14 protein-coding genes are annotated in these 16,363 nt (G+C 37.8%); 4 read left to right on the plus strand and 10 right to left on the minus strand.

Annotation, left to right across the window (positions count from 1 at the left end):
• Positions 1 to 128 precede the first annotated feature (128 nt).
• Genes gst through IGL17_RS11775 form a run of 3 tightly spaced genes read right to left on the minus strand, consistent with a single transcriptional unit; the run spans position 129 to position 2,174 of the window.
• On the minus strand, positions 129 to 638 hold the full coding sequence (gst, locus tag IGL17_RS11765) for a DinB family glutathione transferase (protein ID WP_002361063.1): 510 nt from the start codon (positions 636 to 638) through the stop codon (positions 129 to 131).
• Positions 639 to 677: 39 nt separating this feature from the next.
• Entirely contained in the window at positions 678 to 1,439 is a 762-nt protein-coding gene (locus IGL17_RS11770; RefSeq protein ID WP_016618057.1) for a hypothetical protein, read from the minus strand.
• Between the two features lie 33 nt (positions 1,440 to 1,472).
• Positions 1,473 to 2,174: a hypothetical protein gene (locus IGL17_RS11775; RefSeq protein WP_010776159.1), complete on the minus strand. Its 702-nt coding sequence runs from the start codon at positions 2,172 to 2,174 to the stop codon at positions 1,473 to 1,475.
• A 327-nt stretch (positions 2,175 to 2,501) separates the two neighbouring features.
• On the opposite strand from IGL17_RS11775, the gene IGL17_RS11780 reads away from it, so the two are divergent.
• Positions 2,502 to 3,905 (plus strand): dicarboxylate/amino acid:cation symporter, encoded by a 1,404-nt coding sequence (locus IGL17_RS11780; protein ID WP_002387350.1) that lies wholly within the window; start codon positions 2,502 to 2,504, stop codon positions 3,903 to 3,905.
• Between the two features lie 70 nt (positions 3,906 to 3,975).
• On the opposite strand, the gene IGL17_RS11785 is transcribed toward IGL17_RS11780, so the two are convergent.
• The 3 genes from IGL17_RS11785 to rlmH form a co-directional block, all read right to left on the minus strand.
• On the minus strand, positions 3,976 to 8,094 hold the full coding sequence (locus IGL17_RS11785; RefSeq protein WP_438839747.1) for an EF3023 family LPXTG-anchored polysaccharide lyase: 4,119 nt from the start codon (positions 8,092 to 8,094) through the stop codon (positions 3,976 to 3,978).
• 69 nt (positions 8,095 to 8,163) lie between these two features.
• Positions 8,164 to 8,289, minus strand: a complete 126-nt coding sequence (locus IGL17_RS11790; RefSeq protein WP_275061080.1) for a hypothetical protein — start codon at positions 8,287 to 8,289, stop codon at positions 8,164 to 8,166.
• A 386-nt stretch (positions 8,290 to 8,675) separates the two neighbouring features.
• The gene (rlmH, locus tag IGL17_RS11795) at positions 8,676 to 9,155 is read right to left on the minus strand and encodes a 23S rRNA (pseudouridine(1915)-N(3))-methyltransferase RlmH (protein ID WP_016618471.1); all 480 of its coding nucleotides are present in this window, start codon (positions 9,153 to 9,155) and stop codon (positions 8,676 to 8,678) included.
• Positions 9,156 to 9,555: 400 nt separating this feature from the next.
• Between rlmH and IGL17_RS11800 the strand changes: the two genes are divergently transcribed.
• A complete protein-coding gene (locus IGL17_RS11800) occupies positions 9,556 to 10,854 on the plus strand; it encodes a S1C family serine protease (RefSeq protein WP_002368406.1) in 1,299 nt (432 codons plus the stop codon).
• Positions 10,855 to 10,900: 46 nt separating this feature from the next.
• On the opposite strand, the gene ytpR is transcribed toward IGL17_RS11800, so the two are convergent.
• From ytpR to pepA, 4 genes are all read right to left on the minus strand, one after another.
• Positions 10,901 to 11,521: a YtpR family tRNA-binding protein gene (gene ytpR, locus IGL17_RS11805; RefSeq protein ID WP_002355018.1), complete on the minus strand. Its 621-nt coding sequence runs from the start codon at positions 11,519 to 11,521 to the stop codon at positions 10,901 to 10,903.
• A 210-nt stretch (positions 11,522 to 11,731) separates the two neighbouring features.
• On the minus strand, positions 11,732 to 12,187 hold the full coding sequence (locus IGL17_RS11810; protein ID WP_002385249.1) for a universal stress protein: 456 nt from the start codon (positions 12,185 to 12,187) through the stop codon (positions 11,732 to 11,734).
• 147 nt (positions 12,188 to 12,334) lie between these two features.
• On the minus strand, positions 12,335 to 12,649 hold the full coding sequence (locus IGL17_RS11815) for a thioredoxin family protein (RefSeq protein ID WP_002355015.1): 315 nt from the start codon (positions 12,647 to 12,649) through the stop codon (positions 12,335 to 12,337).
• An 11-nt stretch (positions 12,650 to 12,660) separates the two neighbouring features.
• Positions 12,661 to 13,737 carry a glutamyl aminopeptidase gene (gene pepA / locus IGL17_RS11820; protein ID WP_002355013.1) on the minus strand — a complete coding sequence of 359 codons (1,077 nt, stop codon included), beginning with the start codon at positions 13,735 to 13,737 and terminating at the stop codon, positions 12,661 to 12,663.
• Between the two features lie 306 nt (positions 13,738 to 14,043).
• Between pepA and IGL17_RS11825 the strand changes: the two genes are divergently transcribed.
• Positions 14,044 to 14,385 carry a PepSY domain-containing protein gene (locus tag IGL17_RS11825; protein WP_002355012.1) on the plus strand — a complete coding sequence of 114 codons (342 nt, stop codon included), beginning with the start codon at positions 14,044 to 14,046 and terminating at the stop codon, positions 14,383 to 14,385.
• Between the two features lie 318 nt (positions 14,386 to 14,703).
• On the plus strand, positions 14,704 to 16,359 hold the full coding sequence (locus IGL17_RS11830; RefSeq protein WP_002355011.1) for a peptide ABC transporter substrate-binding protein: 1,656 nt from the start codon (positions 14,704 to 14,706) through the stop codon (positions 16,357 to 16,359).
• Positions 16,360 to 16,363: the final 4 nt, after the last annotated feature.

Consider the following 16,363-nt stretch of genomic DNA (forward strand, 5'->3'; position numbering starts at 1 on the left):
CCTTTCACTTATACAACGTTTCAACTAGGGAAAAAGTGGACAGTTCTTCGTTCATTATTTTTATGTATTTTTCTCTCAATAAAAAATGCTCCTGCTTAAGCAGAAGCATTTTTGTTTTTGCTTATTTATCATTTTCCAATGACTAATCTTCGTGTATAAACGGCTTGCCCAGAATGCATCACTGCATCATCAATCGCTGAAACTAAACGGACTTGTCTAGTCACCGGCGGGGTCCAATTTTTATCAATCACGTCTGACAATTGTTCTTCTTTGATTTGGTCTAAATAGCTTTTGGTAAGTGCCACACTAGCAGCCAAATAGTCACTAAGCAATTGCTTTTCTGCCACCACGACTTTCGCCGCTTCTTCTGGTGTGTGATGCCAGTCTTCTGTCTCATCTGGCAAATCCAAGGCAAATTTTTCTGTCCAGTGTTGGCTAAGCCATAACGGCTCACTATGATTAAGTGCGGAAATTTGTAGGTCTAATTCTCTGGCTGTGTGCCACATCAGCCAAGTAACAGACTTGATTAATGGTGCGGGCATCGTGTTTGCTTCGGCAACGGTCATTTGCGCAAGTGTTTCTTCAAAACGTTCATGCGCTCGGTCAAGGGTTTCACTAGAAAGTTGAGTGACTTTCATAAAAATACCTCCTTTGTGTTGGTGCCTGTTCTTTCGTTTCTATTTTCTATTATACTGCAAAAGAATCCGTTGTAGCTCTTTTTTGGCTGCGGTATCTGCGGAAAGGGTAAATGTTTGAATAGGCCTTCCATTTTCTTGCCGATTGCCTTTATCATCCATCTCATAAAAACCATCTGTAAAAGAACCACTACTGTGATATTCATAAATTTCACCATCATCACCAAGTAAATATTTTATAATTGGTTTTCCTAAATCAGCAACTTCATTATAGCCTGCTGCTAAAGCCGAAGTCATTACTTTATCAGACCGGCCCAAGGTGCCATCTTTCGAAGTATAAAATGTTACCCCACCCAAGGCTTGAATAGGGTAGCTATTTTGCCTAGATGGATCTTGCCGCTGAACTAAAATAGCTTGCCGATCTGGTGTTAATGCATACCAATCACCTTTACCACTCGCTCCATGATCAAAAAATCTAGTGGTAACAGCCATTCCACCAATTTCTGCTCGTTTACTAGCCCAGAGCAGAAATTCATTAGTTATTGCTCGCTTCTCTGACTCCGTATAATTCATTTCGTTTAATCTTGTTGAACTATTTTGCTGTGAACTCATTGTTTGAGGTATGGTTTTCAAACTCTCTTTACTAATTTTTGTTGTTTGGGTTGTTTTGCTGGAACTTTTTGTTTGTTTTTCAGAATTTGTCCCACCAGTAACAATAAGAAAAATAAGTAAGCCAATAATGACTAGTAGCAGTATAATCACAACAAAGAAGTATTTATTTTTTTGGTGACGATGATTAAACATACGCTTTAACTCCTTTTCTAAATCAGTGCTCTATTACTTTATAACAATCTGATCCGCCACTCGATTCATACTACTTAAATCACCCACATCAAAAAAATTTTTCCAAATTTTATTCATATTAGCTTGTCCCAAGTTTATCGCTGTTGGTTGAGCGGATGAATTATCCAGTTTCGTTTTAACAACATAATAGTAAATCATTTCCCCATCACGTCCGAACGCATAGATTTGCGAAGGAACACCGCCAACACCTTGTATATTTTTTCCAGTTGCAAAAAACATTTGATCATTTTCACTAGTGTTATCACTTAACTTACTACTTACTTTGGTTAACGTTATGGTATTCATATTGGACAAAGCAATCTCTTGAACTGATTGATTCGAATTTTCTTGAGCTGGATAGCCATTAAACCGCCATCCTGAAGGCGCACCCAAAATAACTAGCGCCGCACGTTGGCTAGTGGAGAGTTTTTTTACTGCTTCTGCAGCCACATTTTCTTCATCTGAAATAGTAGTAACTGCTGAACTACTTTCACTTTCTTGCACCACTGAGGTACTTGAATAACTGCTAACGGTCTTTGTAGAGGAAGATGGTGTTGCATCTACTTCTTCTACCGTCTTTCTTTTTAAATTTGTTTGCCCATTCACTAAGATGAATACTAATAATCCAATAATAACAATTAATAATCCAATCACTATTCCTAAATACTTGTTATTATGATGTCGATCACTTCTCATTAAAAATACTCTCCTATCATATAGAAAGGTAATATTTCCTTTCACTTATTCTACTAATGATTATTTTAACACAATCATTAAACAAAAAATGAAAAACGTCTGTTTCTTTCCTTTCTTTCTTCAAAAATAACACCCCCCCTAAGTAAAAAAGAATTGACAATTCTCTTAGTTTCCCTTAGTATGTGGAAAAGTACCTTTAAGATAGTCCGAGAGGCTAACAAGGCAAAGTTCTGTAAAATTCTGTATTTTTGTATAGTGAATGATACGAGATGTCTTGCCCTTTTTTTGTGTGCAAGGCTTTTTTTGCGCGGTGCTTAATCAATTTATTTGGGAGGCAACAAAGTGGAAAAGAAAAAACGTGAAGTGAAAGGTATCTCATTTACCAAAAAAATGGTGATTTCATTGGTGGGAGGATTAATCGTTGGGCTCGGCTTTTTATTTTTAAGAGAGCACCTTATTCGCAGCAATCAAGGCGCTGTGTGGCAGACAATCAATCAGATTCTTTTCCAAGATATTTCAGATCCTGAAAAAGGACAATCTGCGATTGGGCTTTTCTATATTATTGGTCAACTATTTATCAACGGCCTACAATTAGTGATTGTGCCGATGGTCTTTACTTCAATTACTTTAGCCATTTGTCATATTACCGATACGCAAAAATTAGGACGAATTTCCTATAAAACGATTTTTGGCTTTTTATCGATGTCACTGATTGCTCTATTAACGGCTGGAATTGTGGGCTATAGCGTATATTTAACTGGCGCTTTTAATGTGTCGTTATCTGAAACGCTAGCTCCTGTCGAAGTAAGTACGAGCGGCAACCCATTAATGGTGATTGTCAATGCTGTCACGAAAAATATCGGTTCTGCATTTAGCGACAATGGTGCGATTTTAGCCGTTGTTGTGTTGGCAGTGATTACTGGTTTATGTATTAATGCATTAGGAGATAAAATTCGTGTTTTCAAAAAATTAATTGAAGAAGTCAATGCGATGGTCACGTTATTTTTAACCTTTGTAATTACTAAATTTGCTCCTATCGCCGTCTTTATGTTGTTAGTTCGGACGTTTGCTTCTTACGGGATTGATTATTTAAAACCAGCGTTAGTCTACGTTGTAACAACGACAGCGACGCTCTTAGCCTTTTTGATGATCGGTTACCCATTATTTATCTTATTTGCGACAAAATTAAATCCTGTTCCTTTTATTAAAAAGATTATGAAAGTTGTGGTTTTTGGATTTTCTACTTCTTCTTCGGCAGCCACTTTACCGTTAAATACAAAAACAACGGTTGAAGAGTTAGGTGTCGACAGCGATGTTGCCGCCTTTGTCTTGCCGTTAGGAATGACTATTAATATGAACGGCACAGCGATTATGCAAGTAATTGCGGCTATTTTTGTAGCGGGCGTAGCTGGTTATGAAGTGACACCAGCTAATATTGCCTTGATTGCCATTTTAGCTTTAATGTCATCCATTGGTACACCGGCGGCACCTGGCGCTGGCGGAATTATCCTTTTCACTATTTTAACTGGTTTAAACTATAACAATGAGATTGCGATTGCGACGTATTCATTAATTTTAGCCATTAATCGTCCAATCGAAATGCTCGTTACTAGCCTAAACGTGGTGGGTGATAGCGCCACTGCGATTTATGTTGCACATTCGGAAGATTTGTTGGATGAAGCCACTTATCTGACTGATGTCGCTGACTTGCAAAATGCGGAAGCGGAGTAATTAATGAAAAAGCAGACTTCTTGTATGGAAGTCTGCTTTTTTATTATGTTTTTAGTGAATCCGTAATTTTTTACTTCTTCGATTTACTTTTACGAAAAACTAAAAGACACCCACTGGCGATAACTAGAAGACCAATAATCACAAGCGCGATCGATTTCTTTTCTCCTGTGCTCGGTAAAAATTGGCTAGCTTTTCTGAAACCACCTTGGCTTGATGGCTTAACTTGTTTCGTACCAGTTTGATCAACTCCCGCACTAGTATTTAAGTGTCCATTATTCCCCCCATTTTTTTGTTCCGTTTTATTTTCCCCACTATTTTTCAATGTTAATTGCTTCACTGCCGAACGTAGTTTTGCTTCTGCTTGATCTACTTCTGCTTGCGTTGCTGTTGTTTGATTTGCCACAGTTTGTGCTTGTTTCAACGCTTCACTGTAGACTTTCCAACTGCTTGCGGTGTAGTCTTTTTCTTGGTGTTTCTCGTTTTCTTTGATGATTTTCAACAAGTTGGTTTTATCTACTTCTTTAGTTGGCACTTTTACCAATTGCTTCACTGCCGAACGTAGTTTTGCTTCTGCTTGGTCTACTTCTGCTTGCGTTGCTGTTGTTTGATCTGCCACAGTTTGTGCTTGTTTCAACGCTTCACTGTAGACTTTCCAACTGCTTGCGGTGTAGTCTTTTTCTTGGTGTTTCTCGTTTTCTTTGATGATTTTCAACAAGTTGGTTTTATCTACTTCTTTAGTTGGCACTTTTGCCAATTGCTTCACCACCGAACGTAGCTCTGCTTCTGCTTGATCTACTTCTGCTTGCGTTGCTGTTGTTTGATTTGCCACAGTTTGTGCTTGTTTCAACGCTTCACTGTAGACTTTCCAACTGCTTGCGGTGTAGTCTTTTTCTTGGTGTTTCTCGTTTTCTTTGATGATTTTCAACAAGTTGGTTTTATCTACTTCTTTAGTTGGCACTTTTACCAATTGCTTCACTGCCGAACGTAGTTTTGCTTCTGCTTGGTCTACTTCTGCTTGCGTTGCTGTTGTTTGATCTGCCACAGTTTGTGCTTGTTTCAATGCTTCGCTGTAGACTTTCCAGCTGCTTGCGGTGTAGTCTTTTTCTTGGTGTTCTTTTTGTTCCTGAATTAATTTTTCTAACGCTTCTTTCGTTACTTCAGGAGTTGTTTTAACTGTGATTGAACGCGAGCTGCCATTTAACCCCGCACTATTTAAAGTGATAATATTTTGGTCAACAGAAATTTCTGGATCCGCTGCGACTACTTCAAGAATGCCCTTATCAAATTCAATAGAAACGGATGCATTATTTTGTAAAGGATTCGCAAGAGTCAAGCGATAAACACCGTTATCAATTTTTTCTGAAATAACCGACATTGGATCATACGCATACAGTCCTGCAATTTCTTGGTCATTATTCCATGCATTCATCATGATATAATTACCTGCTTCAATGGCTTGTAAGTTTGCTGTATTTTCTAGAACAGTATAGCCTTTGTTTTTAGAAAGAGCTGCGATTTCTTCATTCGTTTTCCCAACCACTGTTAAATATTCGTAAGTACCATTTTCAACAGTCTTGCCATAATTTTTACTAATTTTAGCAAATGTATTTGTATAGGTTTTATCATTAACAAAGTATTCGTTAATATCTCCGTAGCGACCAGAGCGTTCTTCTATTTGAACATCAAGCGTATTCATTGAATTAGGAAAAACATAGCCAATGTTATTCAATGGATTCGCTGCGCTTAAACTAATCCAAGAATTATCTTTGTCTGAACCTTGGTTAAGCTTCACTTCCTGTGGATGAATCATCCGATTATCGAGGATTGTTTCAATCGAAGCATCTGTCGTACCAGTAATGCCACTTCCCAAATTAATGATTTGACCATCTAATAAGAACCAAGATTTTTTAGCAACTAAGTTCATTCCTTCATTATTTTTATCTAAAAACATTCCTATAGAGGCAACCTGTCCATTATTTGAGCCACCTACCCATGACTGGGGACTGCGTTTCCCTGTATAAGCACCATTTGCCAATTCTCTTGTGTCAACTGTCGTTCCTGGTAATCGATATGGATCGATCGTTGCCCAGTATCCTTCATCAAACTGAGCAAAGTCTTGATTGTATAAATAAAGCATGCCGTCTGCTGTATGCCAGCCTTTTTTATTTTCCGTATTCCCAAATTCATAGTTTCCGACACGTTGTGAATACATACTAATACCCACCGCATATTCGTTATTTTTCTGTAGGACTCGATCCATCGAACCATATACATTTAAAGATTGCATTGGTGTCGCTTGGGCAGGTGACGCACTATTCACCACATTTTTCAAGTCAATTAACGCTTCAAAATCTCTTGGTTTTTTAAAGAAATGATAGTATGACCCACTTTGTTGAAGCCACGTTTGGACAGATGTATAAATGTCATTTCTTAAATTTTCTGGTGCAAATTTTGCAATTAAGGTTAAATTAGCTATTGTTTCTTTACCCGATTCAAACTCTGTAGTAAAAGGATTCGTTTCTGGCGCTCTGGAAATACTTCTACCAGAAACCATCGATGGCATTTTTCCATTTACCATCAATTGTAAGTAACCTTTATCAACAACATTAAATAAATTACTAATGTTAGGGTCATTCATCTCCCAGTCGGAACCTTGTAAAATAGTCTGAATTCGTCCAAACCCCTTTAGCAACTCATTCCCGTAACTGCCGTTGTACGGAAAATAACCATGTTGAATCAAGGAACCATCAGGATATAAGCCATCACCAGAGGAAACACTTTTTAAAACGGACGGAACAGCTTCTTGTACTTGTACTAGGCGTTGATTATCTTCTAACAAAAGTCCAGTACCTAAAACGGTGATTGAAATATCTGTTAAGTTAGCCCCTGTTGCACGATAAATTGGCCATTGTATGTTTGGATCTTTTGCATACAGCATCAGCGGAGCAGTAAATTTATTTAATTTTTCTGCATCTGTATTCAATAGGTCATCATGTAATAAAATCAATGTATCTGTTAGCGGCTGTGCGGAACCAATTTGCCAATCCCACCAGTTACCTGTGTAATACGTTCCATTGTATTTTTTTGTATCAATCATAAATTCAATGCCTTTAACAATCGCATCATAAACTTCCGGTTTTTCAAAAAGCTCACTTGATGGTTCATAGTAGCCTAACGCTAATTTTTTAATATTGGTAAATTGAGTCGTGTAATCAGCAGACACTGTATCCGATGGTTTTCGTTCCCACAGATACCCACGATCTGCTGCTTGATTAAGCGTTTGCCACAATGCTAAACTCTCCGTAGCAATCTGGGCACGATACTGTTGCACATCTGCATCGTTATCATACTGCGTTGTACCCAACAATCGCATTTTCCATTTTGCTCGCATTTCCGCATATTGTTTACTTTCTGCTACAACAGTCACAGGAATTGTATCACTAATTTCTGTTCCTTTAATTTTGACTGTTACCTTCGCTTCACCACTCTTAACTGCTGTTAAATTACCCGTTTGGTCAACCGTCACAATAGTAGGATCACTACTTGACCACTCAATCTGATCTTCTGTAATATCTACTCCAGCTGGTGACACTTCAAAGGCTAGCTGTTGCTTTCTTTTTTCACTAATAGTCAGGTTCTCTGTTAAAAGTTTAATCGCTTCTGGCAGTCGTTTTTTTTCATATGCTTCAAACGAAATAATACTTGAACTGTAAAATTGCTTATTTGTGTGTTGCCACATTTTCATCTGCTGATATTTTACAAAACGTGCTTGTACATTATTGCCATCAATATATTTTTTAGTAGGTTGGCCGCCTTGCCCATTTTCTTCTTTAAAGATAGATTGATAGCTTTCACCATCTGTTGAAACTAAGATTTCATACACAGGACTTTCTGCATGCAACTGTAAAACGAGTTCGCCAATGTTTTTTACTTCACCCAAATCAACAATTAACCATTGTTCATCTTGCTTATCAGCGGACCAGCGTGTTGTTTCATCGCCATCGACAGCTTTTTCGCCAACAAATTGAGGGTATTTCCAATTCTCTCCAATTTTTCCTCCTTCCACACCAGAATATGTCACTTCTTTTTGTAAAAATAAATCAGTTATTTCTTCTGCAGATGCACTCATCGCAGTTAGCGAGAAGCCTGTAAGCATGAAAGCAACAACGACTATTATTTTTTTAATCATATTTTTCCCCATATCTTTCTATTTTTAAGCAACCAATCCGACTTTTCCAAACACTTTTTTTCTGATAATTTAATCAACTTCCTCCTCTACTAAGTATTCTATATAAAAATTAGGCATGAAAAGACAACCTAAAGTAATTACTTCAGACAGACTTTTCATGCCTAGTTTTCCCCAGTCACATGAAATATTATACATGTTTACGCTTTCACTTTAAGGTAATTTTTGGTTACTGTCAATAGCGTTTTCTTCATTAAAGAGCTTATTCAACTTTTCACGTTAAAAATATTGATTTTTATGATAATCCCTTAATTTTTTCTCATTTTAAAATAATAATTATGGGTGCTGAACCTATTTCTGAGGCACAACAATCGGACAATTTTAAAAAAAACGAGAGGAATGACCATTGTTTTTTGCCATTCCTCTCATTTTTATTTATTGTTTGAACGGTAACGTTTCTCTCAATCCAGTTTGATTGAATTTTTTTATTTTCTATCAGACAAACAGACTAAAGATATTTTACTTCATATATTTTTCAAGCAATGACTTGATTCATAGAAATTACTGAGCAACCAGCCTATTTCCTATTTATGATACGGTTCCCCTTTCATAATCCGAAAACCGCGATAAATTTGTTCCACTAATACCAAACGCATTAACTGATGTGGATAAGTTAAGCGGCCAAAAGAAATTTGTTGGTTACTTCGCTGAAGGACTGAATCACTGAGACCTAAGGAGCCACCAATGACAAAGGTTAGATTACTTTTGCCACTAATCCCTAATTGTTCAATTTCTTTTGAAAATTCTTCACTAGATAATTGTTTGCCATTAATGGCTAAAACAAAGACGTATTCGTTGTCATTAATTTTCCCCAAAATACGTTGGCCTTCTTTTTCTTTGACCTGAAGCATTTCAGCGTCACTGAGTTTTTCCGGGGCTTTTTCATCTGGTACTTCAATGATATCCATCTTGGCATAGCTATTTAAACGTTTCAGATATTCATTAATGCCTTGAATCAGGTATTTTTCTTTCAGTTTTCCGACTGTTACTAGTTTAATTTTCACCTATTCCACTACTTTCTCGTTTTCTCTTCTTTCTTATTTTAGCACGAAGTTTGGCTACTTTCCACAACGTTTCCACATACTTATACACATATACACAGAGTTATCCACAGAACAAACTAAAAAATTACTTTATTTAACAGCTTTTTCAATACAAACACATATTCGCCACTGATTTGTCCACATTATCCACATTCTGTGGATAACTTTTCTAAAAACTGTACACAGAGTTATTCCCGATTTGTTCACATTTTTCTGTGTATAACTTTTTCATTCGTATTTTTTCTGTAATTTTTCCCTAAGTTGTTCATAAAAAATTCAAAGCTATTCGATAGACTAAAGGAGTAGGAAACAGATATACTTAATATAGAAAATTCAGATGCACTTATTGGGAGGTTATTTTATGCAACGAAAAGATGTTACACCTAATTCAGATAAAAAAAGTTTATTGCAAAAATTTGGGATTGGTTTAGCTGGCGGCTTACTTGGTGGCGCTCTTATTCTAGGAGGCGCTTATTCTGGGATTATTCCCACACCCAACGGCGGAAATAATGCGGCGACGACGACGTCCACTAACCACGGCGACACAAAAGTCAGCAATGTGAGTTACAATGTGTCTAGCGATGTCACAAAAGCCGTGAAAAAAGTTCAAAATTCTGTGGTTTCTGTCATTAATATGCAAAGTGCTAGCAACAATTCTTCGGCAGATGATCCTTTTGGGGGATTGTTCGGTGGGAATGAAGGTACTCAAGACTCTTCCGGCAACAATGGTAACGATTTAGAAGCAGCCAGTGAAGGTAGTGGGGTTATTTATAAGAAAGATGGTAAAACGGCTTATGTCGTGACAAATAACCACGTCGTAGATAAAGCGCAAGGATTGGAAGTTGTTTTATCTGATGGTACCAAAGTGAAAGGCGAATTAGTCGGAACCGATGCTTACACGGATTTAGCCGTGATTAAAATTTCTTCCGACAAAGTTGATCAAGTCGCTGAGTTTGGGAATTCTAGTAAAATCACAGTCGGTGAGCCTGCTATTGCGATTGGTTCCCCGCTAGGTTCTGATTATGCTAACTCTGTCACACAAGGAATCATCTCTTCTGTGAATAGAAATATTACCAATAAAAACGAGTCTGGTGAAACCATCAATATTAATGCCATTCAAACCGATGCTGCCATTAATCCAGGAAACTCTGGTGGTCCACTAATCAATATTGAAGGACAAGTCATTGGAATTAACTCAGTAAAAATTGTGCAATCAACTAGTCAAGTGAGCGTTGAAGGGATGGGCTTTGCCATTCCAAGTAATGACGTAGTCAACATTATCAACCAATTAGAAAAAGATGGTAAAGTGACACGGCCAGCTCTTGGGATTACGATGTCTGATTTAACAGGTATCTCTTCACAACAACAAGAACAAATTTTAAAAATTCCAGCTTCTGTAAAAACTGGCGTAGTGGTTCGTGGTGTTGAAGCAGCGACCCCTGCTGAAAAGGCTGGATTGGAAAAATACGATGTTATCACGAAAGTTGACGGCCAAGACGTAAGCTCTACTACAGATTTACAAAGCGCGCTTTACAAGAAAAAAGTTGGCGATAAAATGGAAGTGACTTATTATCGTGGTTCTAAAGAAATGAAAGCAACCATCGATTTAACCATTGATAAATCAGCTTTAACACAACAAAATAATCGCAGCAATCAATAAAAGAAAGAAATGACCTGTTGTTCAAACAACAGGTCGTTTCTTTCTTTTATTCTCCTACCGCAAATGCAGAACCAACTTCTGCATCAAAAGGCAATTCTAAGATTCCTTTTTTAGCAGGTGCATTTGGTAAACGTAATTCTTTTGCTGAACAAATCATTCCAAAACTTTCTTCCCCACGTAAAACCCCTGGCCAAATCATTAAACCATCAGGCATCATTGCGCCTGGCTTGGCCACAACTACTTTTTGTCCTGCTTTGATGTTCGGTGCGCCACAAACAATTTGTAAGATTTCGCCGTTGTCTACTTCTGTTTGTGTGATAGATAAATGATCTGAATCTGGGTGTTTTTTACATGATTTGACAAAGCCGACCACAATTTTAGGGGTGTCGTCTTTTTCAAGTATTTCTGAAAATCCCGCATCTTTAATCGCTGTATTGACTTTTTCGATTTGTTCGTCTGTTAAAGTCACTTGGCCGGTGCCATTAATGTCACCTAGAAGCGCTGAAGCATTGAAAATATTCCAAGCTACCACTGTTTCTGGCGCCTCAACTAAACTTACACGTGCCACATCGCCGACACGTTTTACTTGGTTTTCCGCCCCTTGATCGTCCGCAACGATGACAAGTAAGACATCGCCAACGTGTTCTTTGTTATATGCAAAAATCATTTCTGTTCCTCCTCTGTCGTTTTCCTGTCTTATCTTATCAAAAATTGACCCATTGTGCATACTTTTTTGTCGAAAAACTAAAAGACTTGGAAAATATGTCGCTACGACTTATTCTCCAAGTCCTCAATTTTGAGTGACAAGCCGCTGATCCTTTGAAAAAACAAAAGAAACGTTAGGTCAACTCTCTATTCAATCAATAACTCTTTTTGCTTATTTTTCTTCAGAGTGAACAATTAAGACATCGCAAGGGGCTTGACGAATAATGTAGCTACTGACGCTTCCCATGACCACACGTTCGACTGCGTTTAATCCTGATTGTCCCACCATAATTAAATCAACATTGTATTTTTCAGGTAATTCATGACTCATGACTTCTTTGGGTGAACCAAACATGGTAACTGTTTCAACATTATGAAAATCAACGCTTTCAGCATACTTTTTACAATCGGCCATTAATTCTTCCGCAGCGGCTGTTTCTTGATCAATTAATTGATCATTTAACGTCGAATACCCCATCATTGTATACACTTGATTTTCTAAAATATTTGCAACAATGACTCGGCTTCCGTTTCGACGAGCAACCTCAATTGCACGTTCATAAGCTAAATTGGCTTGATCACTACCGTCTACGCCGACAAGAATATTTTTATACATTTGTTCTTCCATTTTCGTCACCTTCCCGATGGAGGCTGATCTAAAAGGCTTCTTTGACTAAGAAACTAGAGTCAAAAATGAATTTAGGACCCTTGCGCAGAACGCCCTTTTGTCCAGCTGATTCTCTCTTAATTTAATGGTTCCTCTGGTTCATGAAAATTAGCCTAAGCTAGTTAAAAATGCACTGATTTCTTCTTTTGTTTTTCGATCTTTATTTACTAAGCGTCCTAACTCTTGACCGTTTTCAATTACGACAAAACTCGGAATACCAAAAATATTCCACTCGGCAGCCACGTCAATAAACTGATCACGGTCGACTTCGATGAATTGAAACGCTGGAAATGCTTCTTCAATTTCAGGCATGACTGGTTTAATGAAACGACAGTCTCCGCACCAATCAGCAGTAAAGAAGAAAACATTTTTACCTTTTTCAACATAAGTTGCTAGTTCTTCTAATGAATTGGGATAAATCATTTAAACATCCTCTACTTTCCGTAAACAATTGTATTAACTGTTGATTTATCCAAGCCACGTAATGCTTGTAACAACATTTCCCGCGCTGCTTCATAATCCGCAATACTAAACATTGTTTGATGCGTATGGATGTAACGACCACAAACGCCGATGACTGTACTTGGTACACCGTTATTAGTTGTGTGCGCTGCCCCAGCATCCGTTCCGCCTTTAGAAACAAAATATTGATACGGAATATTGTGTGTCGCAGCTGTATCTAATAAATATTCACGTAAGCGAGGCAATGTGATCAAACCTGGGTCGAAAATCCGTAATAACGTTCCTTCACCTAAATGACCATATGTCCCTTTTTTCGTGTGAATATCATCTGCCGCTGAACAATCCACCGCAAAGAAGATATCTGGATTAAATTTATGAACAGATGGTTTAGAACCACGTAAACCAACTTCTTCTTGTACGTTTGCTCCAGCAATTAATGTGTGGCCTAATTCTTCATTTTGTAACGTTTCCAATGCATCTAATACCAACGTACAACCATAGCGGTTATCCCATGATTTACTGATAATATTTTTGCCATTGGCTGTTTTAATCGTTTCTGTTTGTGGAACAATGGAATCCCCTGGACGAACACCAAAGCTTTCAGCTTCTTCTTTTGAAGAGAATCCTGCATCAAATAACACATCAGAGACTTCTAATTGTTTTTGACCACTCGTACCACGCAACAAGTGTGGCGGAATAGATGAAGAAATACATGGATAGTTCCCTTTACTTGTTTTTAACGTAAAACGTTGTGCTGAAACAACATAGGGATTCCAGCCACCTAAAGGAACTACTTGGAATAAACCATTATCGTTAATTTGAGTTAACATGAAGCCAACTTCGTCCATGTGGGCTGCTACCATTACGCGTGGCGCTGCTTCCACTTTTGAACGTTTAATCCCAAAAATACCACCTAAACCATCATATTGGACATCGTCCACTAATGGGGTGATATGTTCTTTCATGTACGCGCGAATGTCGTCTTCAAATCCGCTGGTTCCTTGTAATTCAGTTAATTCCTTGATTCGTTGAAATGTTTTTTCTTCCATAGATGTATGTCCTATTGCTTTTGATTTGTTGGAAATTACGCCAACCAAGCGTCACTTTTTCTCTAAAAAGTCACTTTATCCTGTCGATAAAAATAGGTACTCCTTTCATATGATTTCACTCTTATTATAACGCAAATACTAGAAAATGCACATCGCTTTCTCTTTTTAAACGTGACAATGAGAATGCCCTAAAAGAATGATTGAAAAACTTTTTTTATTTCTCAGCGGCCCCTTCTCTATGGTAAAATAAGAGTGATACTGACAAAAGTAATAGTAAGCAGAAACCGACCAAGGGAGGTCATACAAATGAACGAAGAAAATGAGTTGACATACTTTAAAGGCGGCTTAGCGCTAGGCGTTGGTCTTGGTTTAGTAGGCGGCATTGCCTCAACCTTGTTCTACCATAAGAAAAAAACAATCTCCGCTGATCTCGTCTTAGAAAATGTAAAAGCTGCTTTTTTAAAAGAAGGACCGATTGAAGGTTCGTGGATTGAGTTTGAGAAAAAGCCCTTGCGGAAATTCGCCATCCACTCCAAAACGTATACTGGAGGAATTTGCCGCATTGAAGACGACGGCATTGTTCAATACGAATTCACTGCAGATGCCTACACAGGAACTGTCATTGACATCCAACGATTAAAAGATTAAAAAGATTGTTACAAAAGCACTTATTTGCTTTTGTAACAATCTTTTTTTCTTCTCATTTGTTTTTTGTAAAAGGGATGTTTATTTTATGTCAAAAAAATCAAATCAATGATGAATAAATACTCAAAAATCGAATGTTTTCTGCATGGAAATCAGCTTAAATCTTTACTTATCAACGTTTGTCCACTTTTTTCATAAAAAAGATTAGACATTTTTTAAAAATTGATAAAAGAATAATCATTTCTAACGATTTTTTAATTTCTCCTTTTCATTTTTACATTATACTGAGAGTATTGCTAAAAATGAAAAGGAGCGTGTCAAATGAAGAAATCTGTTTTATTTACTTCATTACTTGTATTATCAAGCTTAGCTTTAGCGGCCTGCGGCGGTGGCAGTGATGATAAAGGAGCAAGCAACGGCGGCAGCGACAACCAAGTATACACAATGGTTGAATCCCAAGAAATGCCTAGTGCCGATCCGTCCCTTGCGACAGATGAAGTGAGTTTTACCACTTTAAATAATGTCTACGAAGGAATCTATCGTTTAGATAAAGACAACAAACCCGCGCCTGCTGGTGCAGCCGAAAAAGCGACTGTTTCAGAAGACGGTTTAGTTTACAAAGTTAAATTACGTGAAGAATCAAAATGGTCTGATGGCAAACCAGTTACTGCTGCAGATTACGTTTACGGTTGGCAACGAACAGTGGACCCTGCCACTGCTTCAGAATATGCCTACATGTTTGAACCAGTAAAAAATGCTGAAAAAATTTCTAAAGGGGAACTACCTAAAGAAGAATTGGGCATTAAAGCAATCAATGATCATGAATTGGAAATCACTTTAGAAACAGCAACACCATATTTTGACGATTTATTGGCTTTCCCTTCTTTCTTGCCGCAACGTCAAGATATCGTTGAACGTTTTGGTAAAGATTATACAAAGAGTAGCGATAAAGCAGTCTACAATGGTCCGTTTACGCTAACTGAGTTTGATGGTCCCGGAACAGATACTAAATGGTCTCTAACTAAAAATGAAGAATATTGGGACAAAGAGACTGTCAAGTTAGATAAAGTCGCTATCAACGTGGTGAAAGAAGCCCCAACTGCCTTAAATCTTTATGAAACTGGTGAAGTGGATGATACGTATTTATCTGGCGAACTGGCCCAACAAATGCAAAACTCGCCTGACTTGGTCCAATTAAAAGCCGCTTCTTCTTTCTATTTAGAAATGAATCAAGCAGATGAAAAATCACCATTGACCAACGCAAACTTACGTCGTGCTATGTCTTATGCCATCGATCGCGATTCATTAGCTAAAAACATTTTAGCCAATGGCTCTCTTCCTTCACAAGGCTTCGTTCCTGTGGATGTCGCGAAATCACCAAAAACGGGTGAAGACTTTGTTAAAGAAGCCGGCAGCGACAAATTAGTCAAATACGACAAGAAAAAAGCTGTGGAGTACTGGAACAAAGCGAAACAAGAACTTGGTGTTTCCAACTTAACGGTTGATTTAATGGTAGACGACTCTGAAGGCGCTAAAAAAATGGGCGAATATCTTCAAGGATCACTGTCTGATACTTTGGAAGGCTTAAAAGTAACTGTGACACCTGTCCCTATGGCTGTTCGCTTAGATCGTACCTTAAAAGGGGATTTCCAAATCGCTGTTCGTGGTTGGAGTGCCGACTATTCAGACCCAATTAACTTCTTAGATTTATTAGAAAGCTCAACTTCTAATAACCGTGGACGTTACAGCAATCCTGAATACGATAAATTCATTGCTGCGTCCAAAACTACAGATGTTAACGATCCTGAAAAACGCTGGGAAGATTTAATCAACGCTGAAAAAACAGTAATTGCTGATATGGGTGTTGTGCCAATTTACCAAAAAGCAGAATCACACTTACGTGCACCAAACGTGAAAGAAATTATTTATCATCCAACAGGTGCTAAATACGACTTCAAGTGGGCGTATAAAGAATAATCAC

Source organism: Enterococcus sp. AZ088, from assembly GCF_051714845.1.
GTDB lineage: Bacteria > Bacillota > Bacilli > Lactobacillales > Enterococcaceae > Enterococcus > Enterococcus faecalis.